General features: G+C 68.7%; 17 protein-coding genes. 4 read left to right on the top strand and 13 right to left on the bottom strand.

Translation table 11 applies throughout. The features are described 5' to 3' along the window. Window positions 1–92: 92 nt before the first annotated feature. Entirely contained in the window at window positions 93–374 is a 282-nt protein-coding gene (locus tag DFQ14_RS02135; protein ID WP_114451285.1) for a YciI family protein, read from the bottom strand. Between the two features lie 104 nt (window positions 375–478). Here DFQ14_RS02135 and DFQ14_RS02130 point away from each other — a divergent pair, with 104 nt between their 5' ends. The 3 genes from DFQ14_RS02130 to DFQ14_RS02120 all read left to right on the top strand — a co-directional run bounded on the left by DFQ14_RS02130 (window position 479) and on the right by DFQ14_RS02120 (window position 2,690). Further along, the gene (locus DFQ14_RS02130; RefSeq protein ID WP_114451284.1) at window positions 479–1,096 is read left to right on the top strand and encodes a SigE family RNA polymerase sigma factor; all 618 of its coding nucleotides are present in this window, start codon (window positions 479–481) and stop codon (window positions 1,094–1,096) included. 85 nt (window positions 1,097–1,181) lie between these two features. Then, window positions 1,182–2,360: an N-acetylglucosamine-6-phosphate deacetylase gene (gene nagA, locus DFQ14_RS02125; RefSeq protein ID WP_114451283.1), complete on the top strand. Its 1,179-nt coding sequence runs from the start codon at window positions 1,182–1,184 to the stop codon at window positions 2,358–2,360. A 108-nt stretch (window positions 2,361–2,468) separates the two neighbouring features. Beyond that, window positions 2,469–2,690 carry a hypothetical protein gene (locus DFQ14_RS02120; RefSeq protein ID WP_114451282.1) on the top strand — a complete coding sequence of 74 codons (222 nt, stop codon included), beginning with the start codon at window positions 2,469–2,471 and terminating at the stop codon, window positions 2,688–2,690. Between the two features lie 54 nt (window positions 2,691–2,744). Here the strand turns inward: DFQ14_RS02120 and DFQ14_RS02115 are convergent, their stop codons facing one another. The 5 genes from DFQ14_RS02115 to DFQ14_RS02095 form a co-directional block, all read right to left on the bottom strand. After that, the gene (locus DFQ14_RS02115) at window positions 2,745–3,686 is read right to left on the bottom strand and encodes a DUF368 domain-containing protein (RefSeq protein ID WP_114451547.1); all 942 of its coding nucleotides are present in this window, start codon (window positions 3,684–3,686) and stop codon (window positions 2,745–2,747) included. Window positions 3,687–3,806: 120 nt separating this feature from the next. Beyond that, window positions 3,807–4,451, bottom strand: coding sequence for a TrmH family RNA methyltransferase (locus tag DFQ14_RS02110; protein WP_114451281.1), 645 nt, complete (start codon window positions 4,449–4,451; stop codon window positions 3,807–3,809). A 6-nt stretch (window positions 4,452–4,457) separates the two neighbouring features. Further along, complete coding sequence (gene pyrE / locus DFQ14_RS02105) at window positions 4,458–5,021, bottom strand: orotate phosphoribosyltransferase (RefSeq protein WP_246195746.1); 564 nt, start codon at window positions 5,019–5,021, stop codon at window positions 4,458–4,460. Between the two features lie 109 nt (window positions 5,022–5,130). Beyond that, window positions 5,131–6,348, bottom strand: a complete 1,218-nt coding sequence (locus DFQ14_RS02100; protein ID WP_114451280.1) for an MFS transporter — start codon at window positions 6,346–6,348, stop codon at window positions 5,131–5,133. 157 nt (window positions 6,349–6,505) lie between these two features. Then, entirely contained in the window at window positions 6,506–7,279 is a 774-nt protein-coding gene (locus tag DFQ14_RS02095; protein ID WP_114451279.1) for a sporulation protein, read from the bottom strand. Between the two features lie 140 nt (window positions 7,280–7,419). Here DFQ14_RS02095 and DFQ14_RS02090 point away from each other — a divergent pair, with 140 nt between their 5' ends. Further along, window positions 7,420–8,097 carry an HAD family hydrolase gene (locus tag DFQ14_RS02090; protein ID WP_246195745.1) on the top strand — a complete coding sequence of 226 codons (678 nt, stop codon included), beginning with the start codon at window positions 7,420–7,422 and terminating at the stop codon, window positions 8,095–8,097. Window positions 8,098–8,164: 67 nt separating this feature from the next. Here DFQ14_RS02090 and DFQ14_RS02085 read toward each other — a convergent pair whose 3' ends face one another. The 7 genes from DFQ14_RS02085 to DFQ14_RS02055 all read right to left on the bottom strand — a co-directional run bounded on the left by DFQ14_RS02085 (window position 8,165) and on the right by DFQ14_RS02055 (window position 17,393). Next, window positions 8,165–10,051, bottom strand: coding sequence for a hypothetical protein (locus tag DFQ14_RS02085; protein WP_114451278.1), 1,887 nt, complete (start codon window positions 10,049–10,051; stop codon window positions 8,165–8,167). A 227-nt stretch (window positions 10,052–10,278) separates the two neighbouring features. Then, window positions 10,279–13,896, bottom strand: coding sequence for a replicative DNA helicase (locus DFQ14_RS02080; RefSeq protein ID WP_114451277.1), 3,618 nt, complete (start codon window positions 13,894–13,896; stop codon window positions 10,279–10,281). Window positions 13,897–14,443: 547 nt separating this feature from the next. Continuing rightward, window positions 14,444–14,896: a 50S ribosomal protein L9 gene (rplI, locus tag DFQ14_RS02075; protein ID WP_114451276.1), complete on the bottom strand. Its 453-nt coding sequence runs from the start codon at window positions 14,894–14,896 to the stop codon at window positions 14,444–14,446. Between the two features lie 31 nt (window positions 14,897–14,927). Then, window positions 14,928–15,167 (bottom strand): 30S ribosomal protein S18, encoded by a 240-nt coding sequence (gene rpsR / locus DFQ14_RS02070; protein WP_114451275.1) that lies wholly within the window; start codon window positions 15,165–15,167, stop codon window positions 14,928–14,930. A gap of 56 nt (window positions 15,168–15,223) precedes the next feature. Then, window positions 15,224–15,694 carry a single-stranded DNA-binding protein gene (locus DFQ14_RS02065; protein WP_114451274.1) on the bottom strand — a complete coding sequence of 157 codons (471 nt, stop codon included), beginning with the start codon at window positions 15,692–15,694 and terminating at the stop codon, window positions 15,224–15,226. A gap of 74 nt (window positions 15,695–15,768) precedes the next feature. Then, window positions 15,769–16,128 (bottom strand): 30S ribosomal protein S6, encoded by a 360-nt coding sequence (rpsF, locus tag DFQ14_RS02060; protein WP_114451544.1) that lies wholly within the window; start codon window positions 16,126–16,128, stop codon window positions 15,769–15,771. A 206-nt stretch (window positions 16,129–16,334) separates the two neighbouring features. Further along, window positions 16,335–17,393: a hypothetical protein gene (locus DFQ14_RS02055; RefSeq protein ID WP_179951463.1), complete on the bottom strand. Its 1,059-nt coding sequence runs from the start codon at window positions 17,391–17,393 to the stop codon at window positions 16,335–16,337. Between the last annotated feature and the right edge of the window lies 1 nt (window position 17,394).

Raw genomic sequence — 17,394 nt, 5'->3', positions numbered from 1 at the left:
AGCCGCTGTCGTGATCCTCACAGAAATGCGATCGGCACAAGCGCCACACGGCGATCGATCCCCGGTGATCAGCTCGCTCGATCGGGCGGGTCTCAGCCGACCCAGCTACCGGTCACGGGGTTCCACTCGCGGACGGTGGTCTCCGCGATGACCTCGGCCTCCGCATAGGGATCCGCGGCGAGTACCTCGCGCAACTCCACGGCGTCGGCCACCTCGTAGATCAGCATCGCGCCCCGCTCGTCGGCGTAGGGTCCCGCAGCCAGCAGGATGCCCCGGTCGGCCAACGCCTTGGAGTACTCCCGATGGGCCGGCCGGACCTCCATGCGGCGCTCCTGGTTGTCGTTGTAGACCAGATCGACCACGAATCTCGCCATCTCGGAGAGCCTTTCGTCCCGCTGTGCTGATCGAATCACCGGGCGACAACACCGGCGGACGATCATGTTGATCAATTACAGTGTGATTCCGGACGCTACCCGGTATGGCGACACGGGCCACCACGGCCGGTACCTTCCACGATGTGGGCAGGGACGGAACAGCAGACATCGAACGTTCGGTCGAGCAGACGCTCGGGCACCTGCGCGCGCTCGACCCCCCCGTCGCCGAGACGGCGAACCAGCCACTGACCCTGGAGGACCTCTACCGCGATCAGCGCATGCGCATGGTGCGCCTGGCGATCCTGCTCGTGGACGATCCCGCGACCGCCGAGGACGTCGTCCAGGAAGCGTTCACGGGCCTGTACCGCAACTGGTCCGGCTTGCGGGACGCGAAAGCCGCGGTCGGGTACCTGCGCACGGCCGTGGTCAACGGCAGTCGTTCGATCCTGCGACGGCGCAAGACCGCCCGCGAATACCAGCCACCGCACCAGCCCGACGCCCGTTCGGCCGAGTCGCTGGCGATGCTCACCGCCGAACACCAGGCCATCGTGGCGGCGCTGAGCGAGCTTCCCGCCCGACAGCGGGAAGTGCTGGTGCTGCGGTACTACGGCGACCTGTCGGAAGCCGAGATCTCCGAAGCCACCGGCATTTCGAAGGGCACCGTGAAGTCCACCGCCAGCCGTGCACTGGAAGCACTGCAGAAGATCATGCGGGGCAGTTGAAGGCCGCAGGCACAGCGCCGGCCTCGTCCCGGCGAGGCGCGGCCCGCGTCGCGGCTCGCCGAATCCCGTGGCGGATGATTGCCCCGTGACCGCCTACACCGCTCCCGCCGGTCCCGGCGCCGCCGGGGCACTCACCCTGACGGGCGGGCACCTCGTCACCCCTCGAGGCCCCGTCGACGGGTGGGTGCACATCTCGGACGGGATCGTCATCGAGATCGGCACGGGCAGTCCCCCGGACACTCCCGCGACCGACGTCGGTGGCCACTGGATCGTGCCGGGATTCGTCGACATCCACTGCCACGGCGGCGGGGGCGGCTCCTTCACCAGCCCCGACCCGCATCAGGTGCGGGCGGCGGTGGCCACGCATCGCGCGCACGGCACCACGACGATGCTGGCAAGCCTGGTCACGGCCTCTGTGCCCGACCTGGTGAGCCAGATCGGCGCACTGCGGGAGCAGGTCAGCGACGGGTTGCTCGCGGGCATCCACCTGGAGGGGCCCTTCCTGTCGGCCGCGCGTTGCGGAGCCCACGATCCCTCCCTGCTGCGGCCGCCGGACCGACGGGCCATCGACCGGATCCTGACGGCCGGGCGGGGCACGGTCCGGATGATGACACTGGCTCCCGAACTGGACGGGGCGATACCGGCCGTCGGACACCTCACCGACCACGGTGTTCTCGCCGCCGTCGGCCACACCGACGCCGTGCTCGAGCAGGTGATTCCCGCTGTCGAGGCGGGTGCGACCGTGGCGACCCACCTGTTCAACGGGATGCCACCGCTGCACCACCGCGCCCCCGGACCCGTCGGAGCACTCCTGGCCGACGAGCGCGTCACGATCGAACTGATCTGCGACCTCGTCCACCTGCACCCGACTGCCGCGAGGCTGGCCGCCCAGCAGGCCGGAGCGGGACGCACGGTCGCGATCACCGACGCGATCAGCGCTACCGCTGCCGGGGACGGAACCTACGAACTCGGCCCCCTCGCCGTCACCGTCACCGAGGGTGCACCGAGGCTGGCCGACGGCTCTCTGGCAGGGAGCACGCTGACCATGGACGCGGCACTGCGCAACCTCGTGACCGGATGCGGGTTGCCGATCACCGAGGCGGTCCTGGCCTGTTCCACGACACCGGCCGCCCTGCTCGGGTTGTCCGGCAGCGTCGGTGCGCTGCAGCCCGGCCTGGCCGCCGACCTGGTGGTGCTGGACGCGGACCTGCGGCCACGACGGATCATGAAAGACGGTTCCTGGGTTCCCGGCACGGGCGGGTGAACGCCGAGTCCGTGCGGAACCGGCACGGCGGGCGACGACCTCCGCGAGCGGTGGACTGCACCGCCGAGGGCGTCCGGTCCACAACGAGACACCCTCTAGCCTGGCAGCGTGAGCGATCCCACCGGTGACGACCCCGAACGGCAGCTGTCCTCGGCGCTGCGCGCGCAGGCGGCGGGCAACACCGGCCCGGGCGCCGAAGCGGGCGCCACTTCCTCGGGCGGCGCCCCGCCCCCGCGGCCGGCACGGCTTCCCGTCCTGCGGCTGCTGCTGTCCGCGTTGGTGCTCGGCCTGGTCGCGGGCGCCCTCGCGGGGATCGTCTCCCTGCTGTGAGCTCTCCCGCGCAACCCGTGCACGAACACCCGCGGATGCCCGGCGAGGTGGGCCTCAGCGGGTGTGCGTGATCCGCACGGTGTCGGAATCGCTGTTCGTGCCCTGTCCGCGGCCGGCCAGATGCTCCGCCACGAGCAGCACCGCCACCACGGCCACGCCGAGCAGGAAGTACAGCACCGAGCCCGTCACGCTCCCGGCCGGGGCAAGCAGCTCGCGGTCAGTGCCCTGCCACGGCCACAATGCGCGCAGGCAACCCGCCATCAGCCCGGTCATCACCACGAGCGTCATCCGGCGGCGGTGCTCCAGCAGCCACTGCAGCACCTTGACGAACAGGGCGAGACCGATCACGGCACCGAGTCCGAAAGTCGCGATGTAGCCGAGGTCCCTGTCGTTGAGCGCGGAAATCGTCGGCTCGTACAACCCCAGCGTCAACAGGAAGAAGGAACCGGAAACCCCCGGAAGCACCAGCGCGCACACCGCCACCGCAGCTGCGAGTGCGACCACCACCGGGTTCGGTGCGATCGAGGTCGGTGGCAGGCCGGTGAGCACGAACGCCAGCGCGGCCATCGCCGCCGCGATCCCCACGTCGAGCAGTCGCCACGGCCACTCGATCATCGAAATGGGCACCCACAGCGAGGCGAACACCAAACCGAAGAACATCGCGCGCGACTGCGTCGGGTAGTGGGTGAGCACCGGCTCCAGCAGTTTGGCCGCCACCAGTGCCGCGCACACCAGGCCGACCAGCAACGGCAGCACCACACCCCAGCGCACACGGCGCAGCTCCGCCCCGGCCCGGGAGAACCCGGCACCGCGCGGAACGTCGGTCACGGTCAGCTTCACCGCGCTGACCACGTGCCCCGCGGAATCGATCAACGCTTCGTAAACGCCGGTGACGAGGGCGACGGTCCCGCCGCTGACACCGGGGATGGTCTCGGCGGTACCGATGAGGCCACCACGGACCGCATTCGCTGCATACGTGCGCACTGACTTGGCCATGACCTGCATTTCTCGTTCGACAAGCGGACTGTGCTCACCGGTACGGGGCACCGCTGCTGAGCATCCTCATGATGCCATCACCGCAGACCCTGTGGACGGGCACACCACCGGTCCGGATGCTCACCAGGCTTCGTCGAGCCGGGCATGCTGGGCCACCCAGGTGTGCATCACGACCCCGGCCGCCACGCCGGCGTTGATCGAGCGGGTCGAACCGAACTGGGCGATGGAGACCACCAGGTCGGCGACGCGGTGGGAGTCCGTTCCCAGTCCCGGCCCCTCCTGGCCGAACAGCAGCATGCAGTCGCGCGGCAACGCCGTCCGCTCGAGCGGCTGCGATCCCGGCGTGTTGTCCACCCCGACGACCGCCAGGCCGTGCTCGACGGCGTAGGCGCGAAGCCCGTCCAGATCGGGGTGGTGGTGCACGTGCTGGTAGCGATCGGTCACCATCGCGCCGCGTCGGTTCCACCGCCGCCGCCCCACGATGTGCACCGCGCTGGCGGCGAAAGCGTTCGCCGTGCGCACCACCGTGCCGATGTTGTGGTCGTGCTGGAAGTTCTCGATCGCCACGTGAAAGCCGTGCCGTCGGGTGTCCAGGTCCGCCACGATCGCGCTGCGGCGCCAGTACCGGTACTGGTCGACGACGTTGCGCCGGTCGCCGTGCTCGAGCAGTTCGGGATCATAGCGATCGTCGTCCGGCCACGGCCCCTCCCACGGGCCGACACCGACACTCGTGCCCCACTCCGTGGGGCCGGGTTCCGCGCTCACCGTGGCTCAGGCCAGGCCGAGGTCGGCCAGATCGAGCAGGGAGCGGTACGGCAGCCCGGCAGCCTCGATCGCCTCGCGGGCACCGGTATCGCGATCGACGACGGTGGCCACGCCCGCGACCTGCGCCCCCTCGGCATGCAGCGCCTCCACGGCGGTCAGCACGCTGCCTCCCGTCGTCGAGGTGTCCTCCACGGCCAGCACGCGCCGACCGGTCACCTCCGGCCCCTCGATCCGGCGCTGCATGCCGTGCGTCTTGGTGTCCTTGCGGACGACGAAAGCGTCCAGCGGCGCACCGGAGGCGTGCAGCATCGCGGCCGCGACCGGATCGGCCCCCAGCGTCAGCCCGCCGACAGCGCCGTAATCCCAATCCGCCGTGAGCCGGCGCAGCAACGTCCCGATCAGCGGCGCCGCCGTGTGATGCAGCGTCGCCCGCCGCAGGTCGACGTAGTAGTCGGCCTCCTTGCCGGAGGAAAGCATCACCCGCCCGTGCACCACGGTGAGCTCCCGCACCAAACGCGCCAGCTCGTCGCGCTGCGCGCCGTCAATCCGCGTTTCATCGGCCTGGTCCACGGGCGGCCAGCATACCGCTCACCAGCGGCGCCGGTTGCGGCCCTGCCTCGCGCCGCGGTGCGGCCCGTCAACGGATCCGGACACAGCCGGGGGCAGAAGTGGCGCCCGCTCAGGCCTTCTCGCCGGCGACCGCCACCTCATCGGGCACCCGAAGCGGACCGGATCCGCGCCGTTCGGACAGCAGCAAGCCCGCCGCCAGGACACACGCCACGGCACCGACGGCGAAAGGTGCCTGCGAGGAACCGAACCACGCCGCCGCATGACCGACCAGCGTCGCCGCCAAGGCACCACCGAACCAGCGGCAGAAGTTGTACCCCGCGCTGGCCACCGCGCGCGGGGCTGAACTCACACTCATCGCGGTCCCCGTGAACAGGGTGTTCAGCAGCCCCGAAGCCAGCCCGCTGGCGATCACACACACGACCACCACCGCCTTGGAATCGATGGTCATCAGCCCGAGCAGCGCCGCGTAGGCCAGCACCGCCAGCACCGTGCCGCAACGCTCGCCGAAGCGGGCGGCCAGCTTCGGCGCCAGCGTCACTCCCGCAACGGCCACGCACAGACCCCACCCGAAGAACACCAGGCCGACCGCGATCGCCCCGTACTCCAGGACGAACGGAGACCATGCCAGCACTGTGAAGAACGCCGCCGTGTACAGCGCCGAACCGAGCGAGGTCCGCAGCAGACCACCGTGCCGCAACGCACGCAACGGGTCGGTGAGCCGCACCGGCGGCCTGCGCTCCCCGCTGTCCGACGGGAGGAACCCGACCGCCAGGACGAGCGCGGCGGCCATGAGCACCGCCGTTCCGGCGAACGGGCCGCGCCAGGACAGATTCCCCAGCAGCGCGCCCAGCAGTGGCCCCATCGACAGGCCGAGTCCCAGCGCCGCCTCGTACAGCAGGATCGCCGCCTGCTGGCCACCACTGGCCGCCCCCACGATCACCGACAGCGCCGTGGCGATGAAGAAGGCGTTTCCGAGTCCCCACACCGCCCGCAGCGCGATCAGTTGGCCGATGGTGCTCGCCAGTGCGCACGCCACGGTCGCCAGCACGATCAGCACGAGCCCGGTCACCACGGTGCGCTTGGCGCCGAATCGCGCGCTGAACGCGCCCGTGATCAGCATCGCCACGACCTGCACACCGAGGTAGGACGAGAACAGCTGGGTCACCTGTTCCGGGCGGGCATTCAGGGAATCGGCGATGGACAGCAGGATCGGATCGACCAGGCCGATGCCCATGAAGGCGATCACCGCGGCGAACGCGGTGATCCACACGGCCTTCGGCTGGCCCTTGAACACGTCCAGCAACCGGACGCCGCCTGTGGCGCTCATCGGTGGCCATCCCTCGTTTCACCGGAAACCTATTCGTTAGCCACACTAAAGGAATGACGAGTGGGGCGCCACATCACGATGAGCAGGCTCACCGCATCCGCACCCCGCACCGAACCGGATGGCCGGCGCACCACACACCGGGCGGAGCCCCGCCCTCTCAGAACCGGCCGCTGCCCATGGACTCCAGCACCGGATGCAGCTCGCGGGCCCAGTCGATGCTGTGCACCGTGCCGTAGTCCACCCGCAGCATGTTGATCAGATCCCGGCCGCCGCCGAGCAACCCGGCCTTCTTGTCGGCCTCCAGCACCACATCCATCCCGTGCTCGTCGGCGACGAAACTCACCTCGAGCTGGTTGAGACGCCGATAATGCGGCGAACCGGAAAACTCGATCTCCTGGTAGAACGGCAGCCGCTGCCGGGTCCCACGCAGCTGCCCCGCCTCCACATCCGCCTTGTGGAACCGGAACCCGAGCCGCTCCACCGCCTCCAGCAGGACGTGCTGGGCAGGCAACGCCCCCACACCGATCGGATCCGTATCCGTGGCGTCGACCGCACCTCGGATGTCCAACGTGGTCCGCACCGAGACCACAGAACCCCGCAAGGGGTGGTCCCGATCATGCGTGATCGGCGTTTCCCACGGCACCGGAAGGCTGAACGGCAACTCGGCGATCCGGCCCGACTCCAGCTCGACACCACCCGCCACCTGAACCCGGTGGAAACCACGCATCGCCTCGACCTCGTCATCGCCGACCTCGTGCTCCACCCGCGTCACCAGCTCGACGAACACCCCGCCGATCTCCTGCGCGACCTCACCGCCCCGCAAACGGACCACACCCTGGACCACACCACCGGGCTGCACCCCGGGCGTGTGCAGCTCCGTCTCGACCTCGGCGCCACCCACACCGACCGCTGCCAGCAATTTCTTGAACATGCCACCACTCTGCCGCCCGAGCGGCCCCGGCGGCGTGCACCACACCAAACCGAGACGCGATCGTGAACATGCCGACGCGATGCCTGCACACCGCGTGCTCGTACCGAGCCACACGGCGACACAACTCCTACGATGAGCCCGTGGAACAGCCAACCGCACACGTACGAGCCGTGATCTTCGACCTCGACGGCGTTCTCGTCGACTCCGAACACCTCTGGGACCGGATGCGACGCGACGTCGTCGCCGAAAACGGCGGCGAATGGGCCGAGGGAGCCACCGAAGCCATGATGGGCATGAGCACCCCCGAGTGGGCCCGCTACCTCGTGGAGCAACTCGGCGTCCAGCTCACCCCGGAGCGCACCGCCGAAGCCGTCATCGACCGGATGGCCCAGTTCTACGCCGACCAGCCGCCCGTCCTGCCCCATGCCGTGGAAGCCGTGCGCATCATCGCCGGTGACTTCCCCATCGCCATCGCCAGCTCGGCACCACCCCGGATCATCCGAGCCTTCCTCGACGTCACCGGACTCGGCGATACCGTGCGCTGCACGGTCTCCAGCGAGGAAGTCGGCGCGGGCAAACCCGCCCCCGACGTCTACCTCCGAGCAGCCCACGGCCTCGGCCTACCCGCACAGGAGTGTGCGGCCGTGGAGGACTCCGGCAGCGGACTGCGTGCCGCCGCGGCCGCGGAGACCACCGTCATCGCCGTGCCCAACCCGCATTTCCCACCGGGCGAGCAGGATCGGCAGCAGGCACACCGCGTGCTCGACGACATCGCCGAACTGCCCGGCGCGCTCCGCGACCTCGCCGCCACAGGCTGACACGTTCGAAGCCGGCAACTTCTCGAAGCGATGGTTGCGCCCGCTGTGATGTGTTCGTGCTCCCGTCTCAGGTGCCGCGAACCTTCTCGAGCGACCGCCGCGCCACACTCGCGACCCTGGAGTCCGGATGCTGCCCGGCAATCACCTCCAGGACACTGCTCGCACGGGAATGCGGCACCCGGGCGATCTGCTCGAGCAGTGCGATCTGATCCGTCGTCGCTGACTCCCGGAGCTCCGACAGGAACGCCTCCACGTCCTCCTCCGCCGCCACCGACATACTGTCCAGCGCGAACATCACCGCATCACCGGGCTGAACCGCCACCTCGCCGTCCGCCACCCGCTCCTGCAGCCACATCCTCACCGCCGGGCCCGCAATGGTGTCCGCGCACAGCTGCCGAACCGCGTGCACACCATCGGAATCCGCGTGCTCCAGCACCGACAGCGCACCCAGCCGCACGAGAGGATCATCCACCGTGCGCAGCAACGCCGTCAGCTCGGCGCAGGCAGCCTGCCGTCCGCGCGCCTCGAACCACGCAGAGATCACCCGCTCACCGGTCCGCGGGGAGCAATCCTGAACCGCCAGCACCATTACCTCCGCCGAGTGCCGAGCCATGTCGTCCACAGTGGGCACCACGAAACCCAGGGCTTCCAGGTGGTGGCGAGCACACTCCCGCCCGAACGGCATCAACTCGACCACCGTGTGATCCGGTTCGGTGTCCTGCGGCACGGCGGAGCCGATCAGCGCGGCCGTCTCACCACGGTCGTCCACGGACGTGCGAACCACTCCGAGCGATTCCCACTGCCGAAGTATCCGCCGCAGCACGTCCCGCAGAGCAGCGCGCTCACCGGTACCGATCTCGACCGCTTCCTGCCCCTCCTCGTTCAACAGGGACTCGGCCGTCAGGGAAACCAGAAGTTCCAGCGGGAGCGGATCGACCCGAGAATGAAGCACGTGCAGCGTGCCCTGCACGAGATGCAGGAACACCGACTCGCCCACCGCGAGCTGCTCGAGCTCCTCGAATTCCTCGAGGAAGACGTCCTCGAGCAGCAGAAAGGACTCCCAGAGCCGCTTGCACAGCACTCCGGGCCGTTCGAGCAGAGGACCGCTGATCCGGGTGCGGACCAACCGTTCGCCGGTGTTGCGAACGAGATGGGCGCGGGTGGCCCACTCGAGCAGCATCCCCACCTGGAACCCGTCGTCGGCCACCCCGAGATCCGCCGCCAGCTCGTCGAGCTCCGAGCCCGCGACCTCACCCGTAGCCGCGAGCTTGCGACCCCGACCGACCCAGTCGAGCAGCCCGCGCATCCACGCCACCACCTGCGCTCCGGAAACGTCGGTGTCCTCCCCGCCGAGGTCGGGCACGGGAGGCAGCCAGTACGCGGGCTGCGGCAACGGTTCGAGCTGCTCCCGGGCCTCGACGGCCTCGACGAGCTCCTCGTCGACCTCCACGGCACCGCTGTCGACCGCCGCGAAGAACCGCTCCACTGCGCTGTCGTCGTCCGTGTCGACGCCGTGCTCGGCCATCGTCTCCGACCAGAACTTCGCCGAGCCCCACTCGACCGGGTTCGCCATCGACTCCAGGTACTCGGGAGTGGCGCGGTCGACGACCGCGTGCAACTCGGACACCGGACAGTGGCCGGAGGTGGGCAGATCGGTCTCGGCGAGGAAGTCGACCCACCGGTGCAGGAGCCCGGGAACCGCCGACCAGTCGTCGAGGATCAACTTCCGGGGCGCCGTCTCGGTCAGGAACCGCTCCAGATCCCGCGCGGACCAGCGCGCGATCAGGCCGTCCCGGACGAGCTTGTCGTCGAGCAGTACCGTGAGCAGCACACGGTCGTCGGCACCGTCCTCGCCGGCGGCCTTGTCGCCGGACCGGGCGCCGAATCGCTCGATCAGTGCTTCCTTCGCCGAGTGGTACTGCTCGATCTCACCGTGGATGAAGACGGTACGCATGGGTCCTGCCCTTCTCCGGCCGGAATGCTCGGACGCCGTCACCCTAGGCGCACCACCGGCCACAGCCGTCGACCGCGCGCCTCGTCCCGCGCGTGTCGGCAATGGAAAGGTGCGTGGGTTGGCTCGGGCGGCGGTGCCGGCTGCATACGTGGAAAGAAGGAGGCTCACGCCGCTTGCCGGGCAACCGCAAACAGCCGGTCGGCCGACCCCGACCCGTACACCCTCTTTTATTCCTGGGCCATGTCGACGAAGCGGCTGTAGTGCAACTGGTGTGCCACGGTCACCGTGGACGTCGGCCCGGCACGGTGCTTGGCCAGGATCAGGTCCGCCTCGCCCATGCGCGGATCGTCCCGCTCGAACGCGTCCGGCCGGTGAATGAGCACCACCATATCGGCATCCTGCTCGAGGGAATTATGCATAACTATACCGTTGGCTGTAAAGTTATGCGTCTCGTCGACGGTGGCATCGTAGACCGGCTGCTCGCCGAGGCTCGTGATCTCCACGATCTCGTCCCAGAAGACATCGCTTGTGGCCAGCGTTTCCAGCTCGGCATCATCGAGGACTGCTGCGGCCTTGGCCAGACGAGAGCGGCTGGGAGAATGCTTCCACATGACCGAACCGCAGAACTTCGTTTCCATGTGAGAGGCGAACTCGCGATGTGTCATCGAGCGATCCGACACCAGTGTGCGAACTCGTTCCCAGACCTCCTTGGGAACAGTGTCGCGATTCGTGTTTCCGATGATGGGAAGCAGCTTCTCGGCTACGACGTCAGCCTGAATTGAACGCATGCCGTAGACCCCTGATTCCTTCAGGAATTTCAGCTGGTTCTCGGCGCCGTAGACCAGAACGTGGTAGGAGTCTCGATAACCGGATTTTCGCACGCGCTTGATCCGTGCGAAAACGTCGATTCGAAGTAGTAGTCGACTGAGGTCGTCTGCGAGACGCCTGCTTGTGGTGGTGTAGTAGATCCGTCCTTGGCCGTACTTCTCGTCCCAGCGCACCGACCCGTCCGTGGCCCAGAGGTGACGCAGGAACAGGGCGATCTGCTCGCGTGGCAGGGAGAAGACGCGCTCGGGAATGAACTTCTCGTAACTGCGCAGACCGAACAGACCCATCTCCTCGAGCCACGCGGCGATGGGGTTGCGCTTGCCGTGCGTGAGCCGGTATGGCGCGGGCAGGCGCAGGGTGGTGACCTTGGCGGCCGCGTACTCGTCCCGAACCGGCGTGATCCCGAAGTGCTCCGCCGCTTCGGTGACAGCTTCGAGGTTGGCCTCGTCGATGCTGGCGTAGCGGATCGGCTGGCGTTTGACGAACGAGCCGTCGCCGATGAGGTGCGCGAGCATGATGATCTCCGGTTCCGGCATCGGCTCGACACCGAGCGGTTCCGGGACACTGCGCGGCACGGCGACGCGGTCGCCCACGTCGAGCTCACCCAGTGGCAGCCAGTCGTGGATGGTCAGCATCGGATGGTTCGCGGTGGCCTCGATCTCGCGGCCGGAGGCAAGCCGGACCTTGAAGACCTCTTTGACCCCGCTGGAGAAGACGTTGGTGATGGGACGGGGAACCATGCGCATCCGCTCGTCCAGGGACCACACGATCGGGCGTTGGCCGGTCTCCATGAGTTCACCAAAAGTGACCTCGGCGCCGGTGTCCGCCCGCAGCAGGCGGGTTCCGCTGGTCAGACACCCCGACTCGCGGAGGTCGGAGAGCTGGGGGCGGCGGTCGTTGCGCTGTTCCGGGCCGCGGTTGAGCTGGGAGATCGCCACGACCGGAATATCGAGTTCCTTGGCCAGCAACTTGAGATTCCGGGAGAACTCCGAGACTTCCTGCTGGCGGGACTCGACCTTCTTGCCGGAGGTCATCAGCTGCATGTAGTCGACGACGATGAGACCGATGTCGTTGCGCTGCTTGAGACGTCGCGCCTTCGCGCGGATCTCCATCATCGTCAGGTTCGGCGAGTCGTCCACGAACAGTGGTGCCTCGCTGATCTCGCTCATGCGCCGGGCGAGCCGGGTCCAGTCGTCGTCGGTCATGCGTCCGCCGCGCATGTCGCCCAGCCGGATGCGGGCCTCGGCCGACAGCATGCGCATGACGATCTCGGTGCGCCCCATCTCCAGCGAGAAGATGACGCTGCCCAGGCCCTGCTTGATCGACGCGGCCCGGGCGAAGTCCAGCCCGAGGGTGGAGTTGTGGGTGGGGATCATCGACCGGCTCGCCAGGTAAAGCCGGTCGCCGGCGTCCACCTCGACGCAGCGCACCGGCACGCTGTCCACCTGCCGGACGTGGTCGATGGTGCGGGTCGGGACATGCGCCCCGGCAGGCCGGTTGTGCTTGTGCAGCCGGTTCTTCTCCGCGAGCCGGAAGACCTCGTCGGTTCCGCTGTCGAAGACCAGCACCGAGGTGTCGAAGTCGGTGTCGCCGGTCGCGGTGTCCTCGCCGGTGCCGTCCCGGGCGGGGACGGCGGTGCACGGATAGCCGAGGCCGAGTACCAGTTCCCGCGCGCGTACGGAGATCGGTTCGCTGACGGTCAGCCGGATCGTGCCGTCGTCGGCCACCGTGCCCCGTGCGTCCAGCAGGCCTGCGAGCAGGGCGCGGCGCTGCTCGGAGCTGCCGCGCAGGTATTCCTCGGGCAGGTGGTGGTCCTGCCAGGCTCCCAGTGCGGCGAGTTGCTCGGTGATCTCACCGTGGAACAGCGGCTGGTCCGTGGCGGGGGCGAGCCCGTCGAGTTCCAGGTTGACCACGAGGTCGGTGCGCTCGGTACGCAGGTTCCCGTCGGCCGGGTTCCCCGCAGCCAGCCACACTCCCAGCGTGTAGGGCGAGACGGGGTGGTGCCGCCGGGGAAGCTGCAGGTCACCGTGCGCGGGTATCGCGAGGCGCGCGTGCGGGAGGTCGGCGAGCTGTTGGGTGGTCAACACGCGGCCGTCGGCGAGGCGCCACTGGTGGTCGGCATCGGCGACGATGACGGTGCCGTCGGAGAACTCGATCTCGTGGCAGACCCGGTCGTGCAGCACCTCGGTGGCCGAGACCACGGTGGTGGGGGCGCCGTCCGCGCCGAGCAGCCGGTCGCCCGCCGTGACCTCGCCCATCGTGGTCCAGCCGTGGGGGGTGGGCAGCGGGGTGTCCAGCGCCAGCGCCTTGCCGACGCCGGGGCGGGCGGCGACGATGACCATCTGGCCCGGGTGCAGGCCGTTGGTGACCGCGTCGAGATCGTTGAAGCCGGTGGCGATGCCCTGGGACTCCCCTCCGCGGGAGGCGATGGCGTCGATCTCGTCCATCGTCGGCTGCAGGAGGTCTTCCAGGGCCGCGTAGTCCTCGCTGGTGCGGCGTTCGGTGACGTCGTAGATGGCGGCCTGCGCGCGGTCCACGACCTCCTCGATCGCCGCCCCTTCGGCGCCGTTGTAGCCGAACTGCACGATCCGCGTGCCCGCCTCGACGAGGCGGCGGAGTACGGCCTTCTCGGCGACGATCTCGGCGTAGTAGCCGGCGTTGGCCGCAGTGGGCACGGTGGCGATGAGGGTGTGCAGGTAGGGCGCGCCGCCGACGCGTGTCAGCTCGTTGCGGCGCTCCAGTTCCGCGGAGACGGTGACCGGGTCGGCGGGTTCGCCGCGGCCGTAGAGGTCGAGGACGCAGTCGAAGATGGCCTGGTGCGCGGGTCGGTAGAAGTCGTTGGGACGCACCGCCTCGACCACGTCGGCGATCGCGTCCTTGCTCAGCATCATGCCGCCGAGGACCGATTGTTCGGCGGCCAGGTCCTGTGGTGGTTGCCGGTCGAAGGTTCCGTTGTGGCCCGAGTGCCCGTCGCCGTTCGGCGAGGAGCCGGCTCCGCGTTCGTCGGTCAGCGCCACTGGTTGTTGCCACCTCCTGGACGCAGTGGTTGCGAGCCGTGCCGGTTTCGGGCTCGAACCCGTGCTGCGACACTTTCTTGCCCGCGTGCCGTCACGGTGCTCACGCCGATGCGGGTTCGCCGATCACGGAAACGTCTCGCGCGGGCCTGCGAGCGGGAAGCTAGACCACCCGGATAGAGCAGGCAAACACGGCTGTGGACAACTTGGGGACAGGCTGTGGACAGGTTGGGGACAACCTGGGGAATTCATCCACCGAGGACGGCACTACTTGGGGACAAGCTGGGGATAATGATCGAAGCTCAACTCAACAGCGCAGGTCAAAGCCTGTGGATAAACTGTGGAAGAAATTCCTGGGCATATCCCGGCGTGTCTCACCGTGTCCACTTCTTCGGCGTGTCGGGCATTGCGCCCGAACCGGAGGCCGAGAAGTGGTGTGCCGACGAATGAGTGAGGAGACTCTGGAGCGGTCCCCACGCGGATGGCCGATCCCGGCGGTTCCGCGCGAGCCGTCAGCAGTACTGCCGCGCGGAACCGCCGGGAAGCGTCCTCAGCTTGCGGACCTGATCTCGAGGTCGAACGAGGCTTGCACGTCCGGGTGCAGGCGCACCGACACCGAGTGCTTGCCCAGCGACTTGATGTGCCCCTTGAGGTCCACCGCTCGCTTGTCCAGGGCCGGTCCTCCGGCCTGGCGCACGGCGCTGACCACGTCGGACTCGCTGATCGAACCGAACAGCTTGCCCTTCTTGGAGACCTTCTTGGACAGCTGCACCGACTCGAGGTTCTGCAGCTGCTCCTTGAGTTCGCGGGCGTGCTCCAGGTCCCGGACCCTGCGGTTTTCCTGGGCCCGACGGATCGCGTGCACCTGCTTCTCGGCGCCCTTGGTGGCCACGATCGCCAGGTTGCGGGGAAGCAGGTAGTTCCGCGCGTAGCCGTCCCGAACCTCGACGATGTCGCCCGAGGAGCCGAGACCGCTCACGTCCGCAGTCAGAATGATCTTCACGGCGTGTTTCCTTTCTTGACGGTCGCGGTGGTCAGCGGGCGGTCGAGGTGTAGGGCAGCAGTGCCATCTCGCGGGCGTTCTTGACCGCGGTGGCCACGTCCCGCTGGTGCTGGCTGCAGTTGCCCGTCACGCGACGGGCACGGATCTTGCCGCGGTCGGAGATGTACTTCCGCAGCAGCGTGGTGTCTTTGAAGTCGATGCTTTGCGCGGACGTGTCCTTGCAGAACGCGCAGACCTTCTTCTTCGGCTTGCGCACAGGCGCCTTGGCCATGGTGCTCCTCCTGAGCGAAAACTTCGGATAAGTCGCGTGTGTGTGAGCTGCGGCCGCTAGAAGGGCGGCTCGTCGCTGAATCCACCGGAGCCGGCAGGCGGAGCGGACCCCCACGGGTCGTTGGCCGGAGCGGCGGCTCCGCCGGCCGAGCCGCCACCACCGCGGCTGACCTTGTTCACCTTGGCGGTCGCATACCGCAGGGAGGGGCCGACCTCGTCGGCCTCCATCTCGACGACGGTGCGCTTCTCGCCTTCCTTCGTCTCGAAGGAACGCTGGCGCAGTCGCCCCTGGACGACCACCCGCATGCCGCGAGTGAGGGTTTCGGCCACGTTCTCCGCGGCCTGCCGCCAGATGTTGCAGCGCATGAACAGCGCCTCGCCGTCCTTCCACTCGCCGGACTGGCGGTCGAAGAACCGGGGTGTGGAGGCCACCGTGAAGTTCGCCACCGCGGCTCCGGAAGGAGTGAAGCGCAGTTCCGGATCGGCGGTCAGATTGCCGACCACCGTGATTACCGTTTCACCAGCCATCGCCTGCGGACTCCCTGTCGTTGGTACGGGTCAACCGGATACTGATCGGATCCTGTGTCGACCGCCCCGGGCAATCAGGCGGATGCGGATGCCTGGGTGCGGCTGGCCCTGGCGGCGGCCCGGGCCGCGCGAGCTTCCTTGCGGGGCTCGTGAAGCCTGCGCAGAACCTTGGTCCGCAGGACCGACTCGTTGAGATTGAGCTGGCGGTCCAGTTCCTGCACGGAGGCGGACTCGCTGTTGATGTCCACGACGACGTAGATGCCCTCGGAACGCTTGTTGATCTCGTAGGCCAGCCGACGGCGGCCCCAGACATCGAGCTTCTCGATGCTGCCCCCGTCGTTGCGGATGACCTTGAGGAAGTTTTCCAGGGACGAAGCGATATTGCGCTCGTCCAGGCTCGGGTCGAGGATGACCATGAGCTCGTAATGACGCATGAAGACCACTCACCTCCTGTGGACTCACGGCCGCGGACTCTCCGCGGCAGGAGGGTCGTCACGTCGACGAACCGGTTCAGGTTAGCAAGCCGACCACCGGCGATCCCGATGCGGGGTGCGTCGGGCCGCGTCGGCGGGCCGGTCTCGTCCGCCCGCTCCGCGCCGGGACGCCGCCCGGCGAACCGCCGCACGTCCCGGCGACGGGATCACGGGCGTCGCAATACCCAGGTGCGCACGAGTGCCGAAGTCGCACCGGCCAGCGCGATCGCGGCGATGAGCACGGGCAGTGCGACGCGCTCGCGCTTGTCGGTGGGCAGCGCTTCGGCACTGCCCGCGGCCCGTACCTGCTCCTGACGGGTCTTCTTCCGGCTGTCCTGTTCGGAGGTTGCGAGCAGGTCCCCGACCTGGGGGGAGGAGCCGGGCGGCTGCCCGAACCGGGTTTGTGACCAGGGTGGCAGCGAACCGGGGATGTAGGCGTAGTCCGAGGGGACCATGCTGCGTGCGGCCGGGGGCGCGGTGGTGCCCGACTTCGGCGCCGTGGGCGTCGAACCCGCCGGGGGCGGCTCCGAGGTCGGGTGGTCGCTGCTCGCGGGCGGTTGCTGCGACGTGGTCCGTGGCTGCGCGGATGTCGTCGTCGGTGCGGAGTCGCGATCCGGTTCCGGTGACGACGACGGGGACGGGGACGGTTCGGGCTTGTCCTGCCCGGGCACCTCGACGCCGGTCAGACAACCGAGAGAAGCCAGGTTGCGCACGTGCTGGTTGACCTCGTCGGCCCGGTCACCGAGCGTGGACAGCTTCGAGATCCGAGGTGCCAGCGCGTCGGCCAGTTGCGCGCCCGAGAAGGTCTGCTCCTCGTCGGTGACCGTGCCCAGCGAGACGGGAGCGGCGTTCAGGAACTCGTTCTTGGTCCGCTCCGCACGGTCGAACTGCAGCGGAAACACCAGCAGTGTGGCTTGCTGCACCTTCGCGTCGAGTGCTTTCGGGCTTGCCACGATGGGTTGGCCGAACGAGTCGCTGGAGGCCTGCTCGGTGCAGGTGTCCACGGTTACGGGGTCGGCGGCCGCGGCTTGGCCCGTTCCGGCGAGGCCGCCTGCGGTGACCGCCGCGCCCACCACGCCGGCTGCGGCGGCCCGGCGGAGTGCGCCCGGCCTGACGAGCGGGTTGCGCGGCCGTTCGTGGTCGTGCTGTGTGCAAGCCGCCTTCGAGGTGGCTGTGGCACCGTTGCCGGTGTGCCTGCTCGTCCGTGCGTCTCTCCCGTCGTGCATG

Source organism: Halopolyspora algeriensis (genome assembly GCF_003337235.1).
Taxonomy (GTDB): domain Bacteria; phylum Actinomycetota; class Actinomycetes; order Mycobacteriales; family Pseudonocardiaceae; genus Haloactinomyces; species Haloactinomyces algeriensis.
This window is presented reverse-complemented; position numbering and strand designations above follow the sequence as displayed.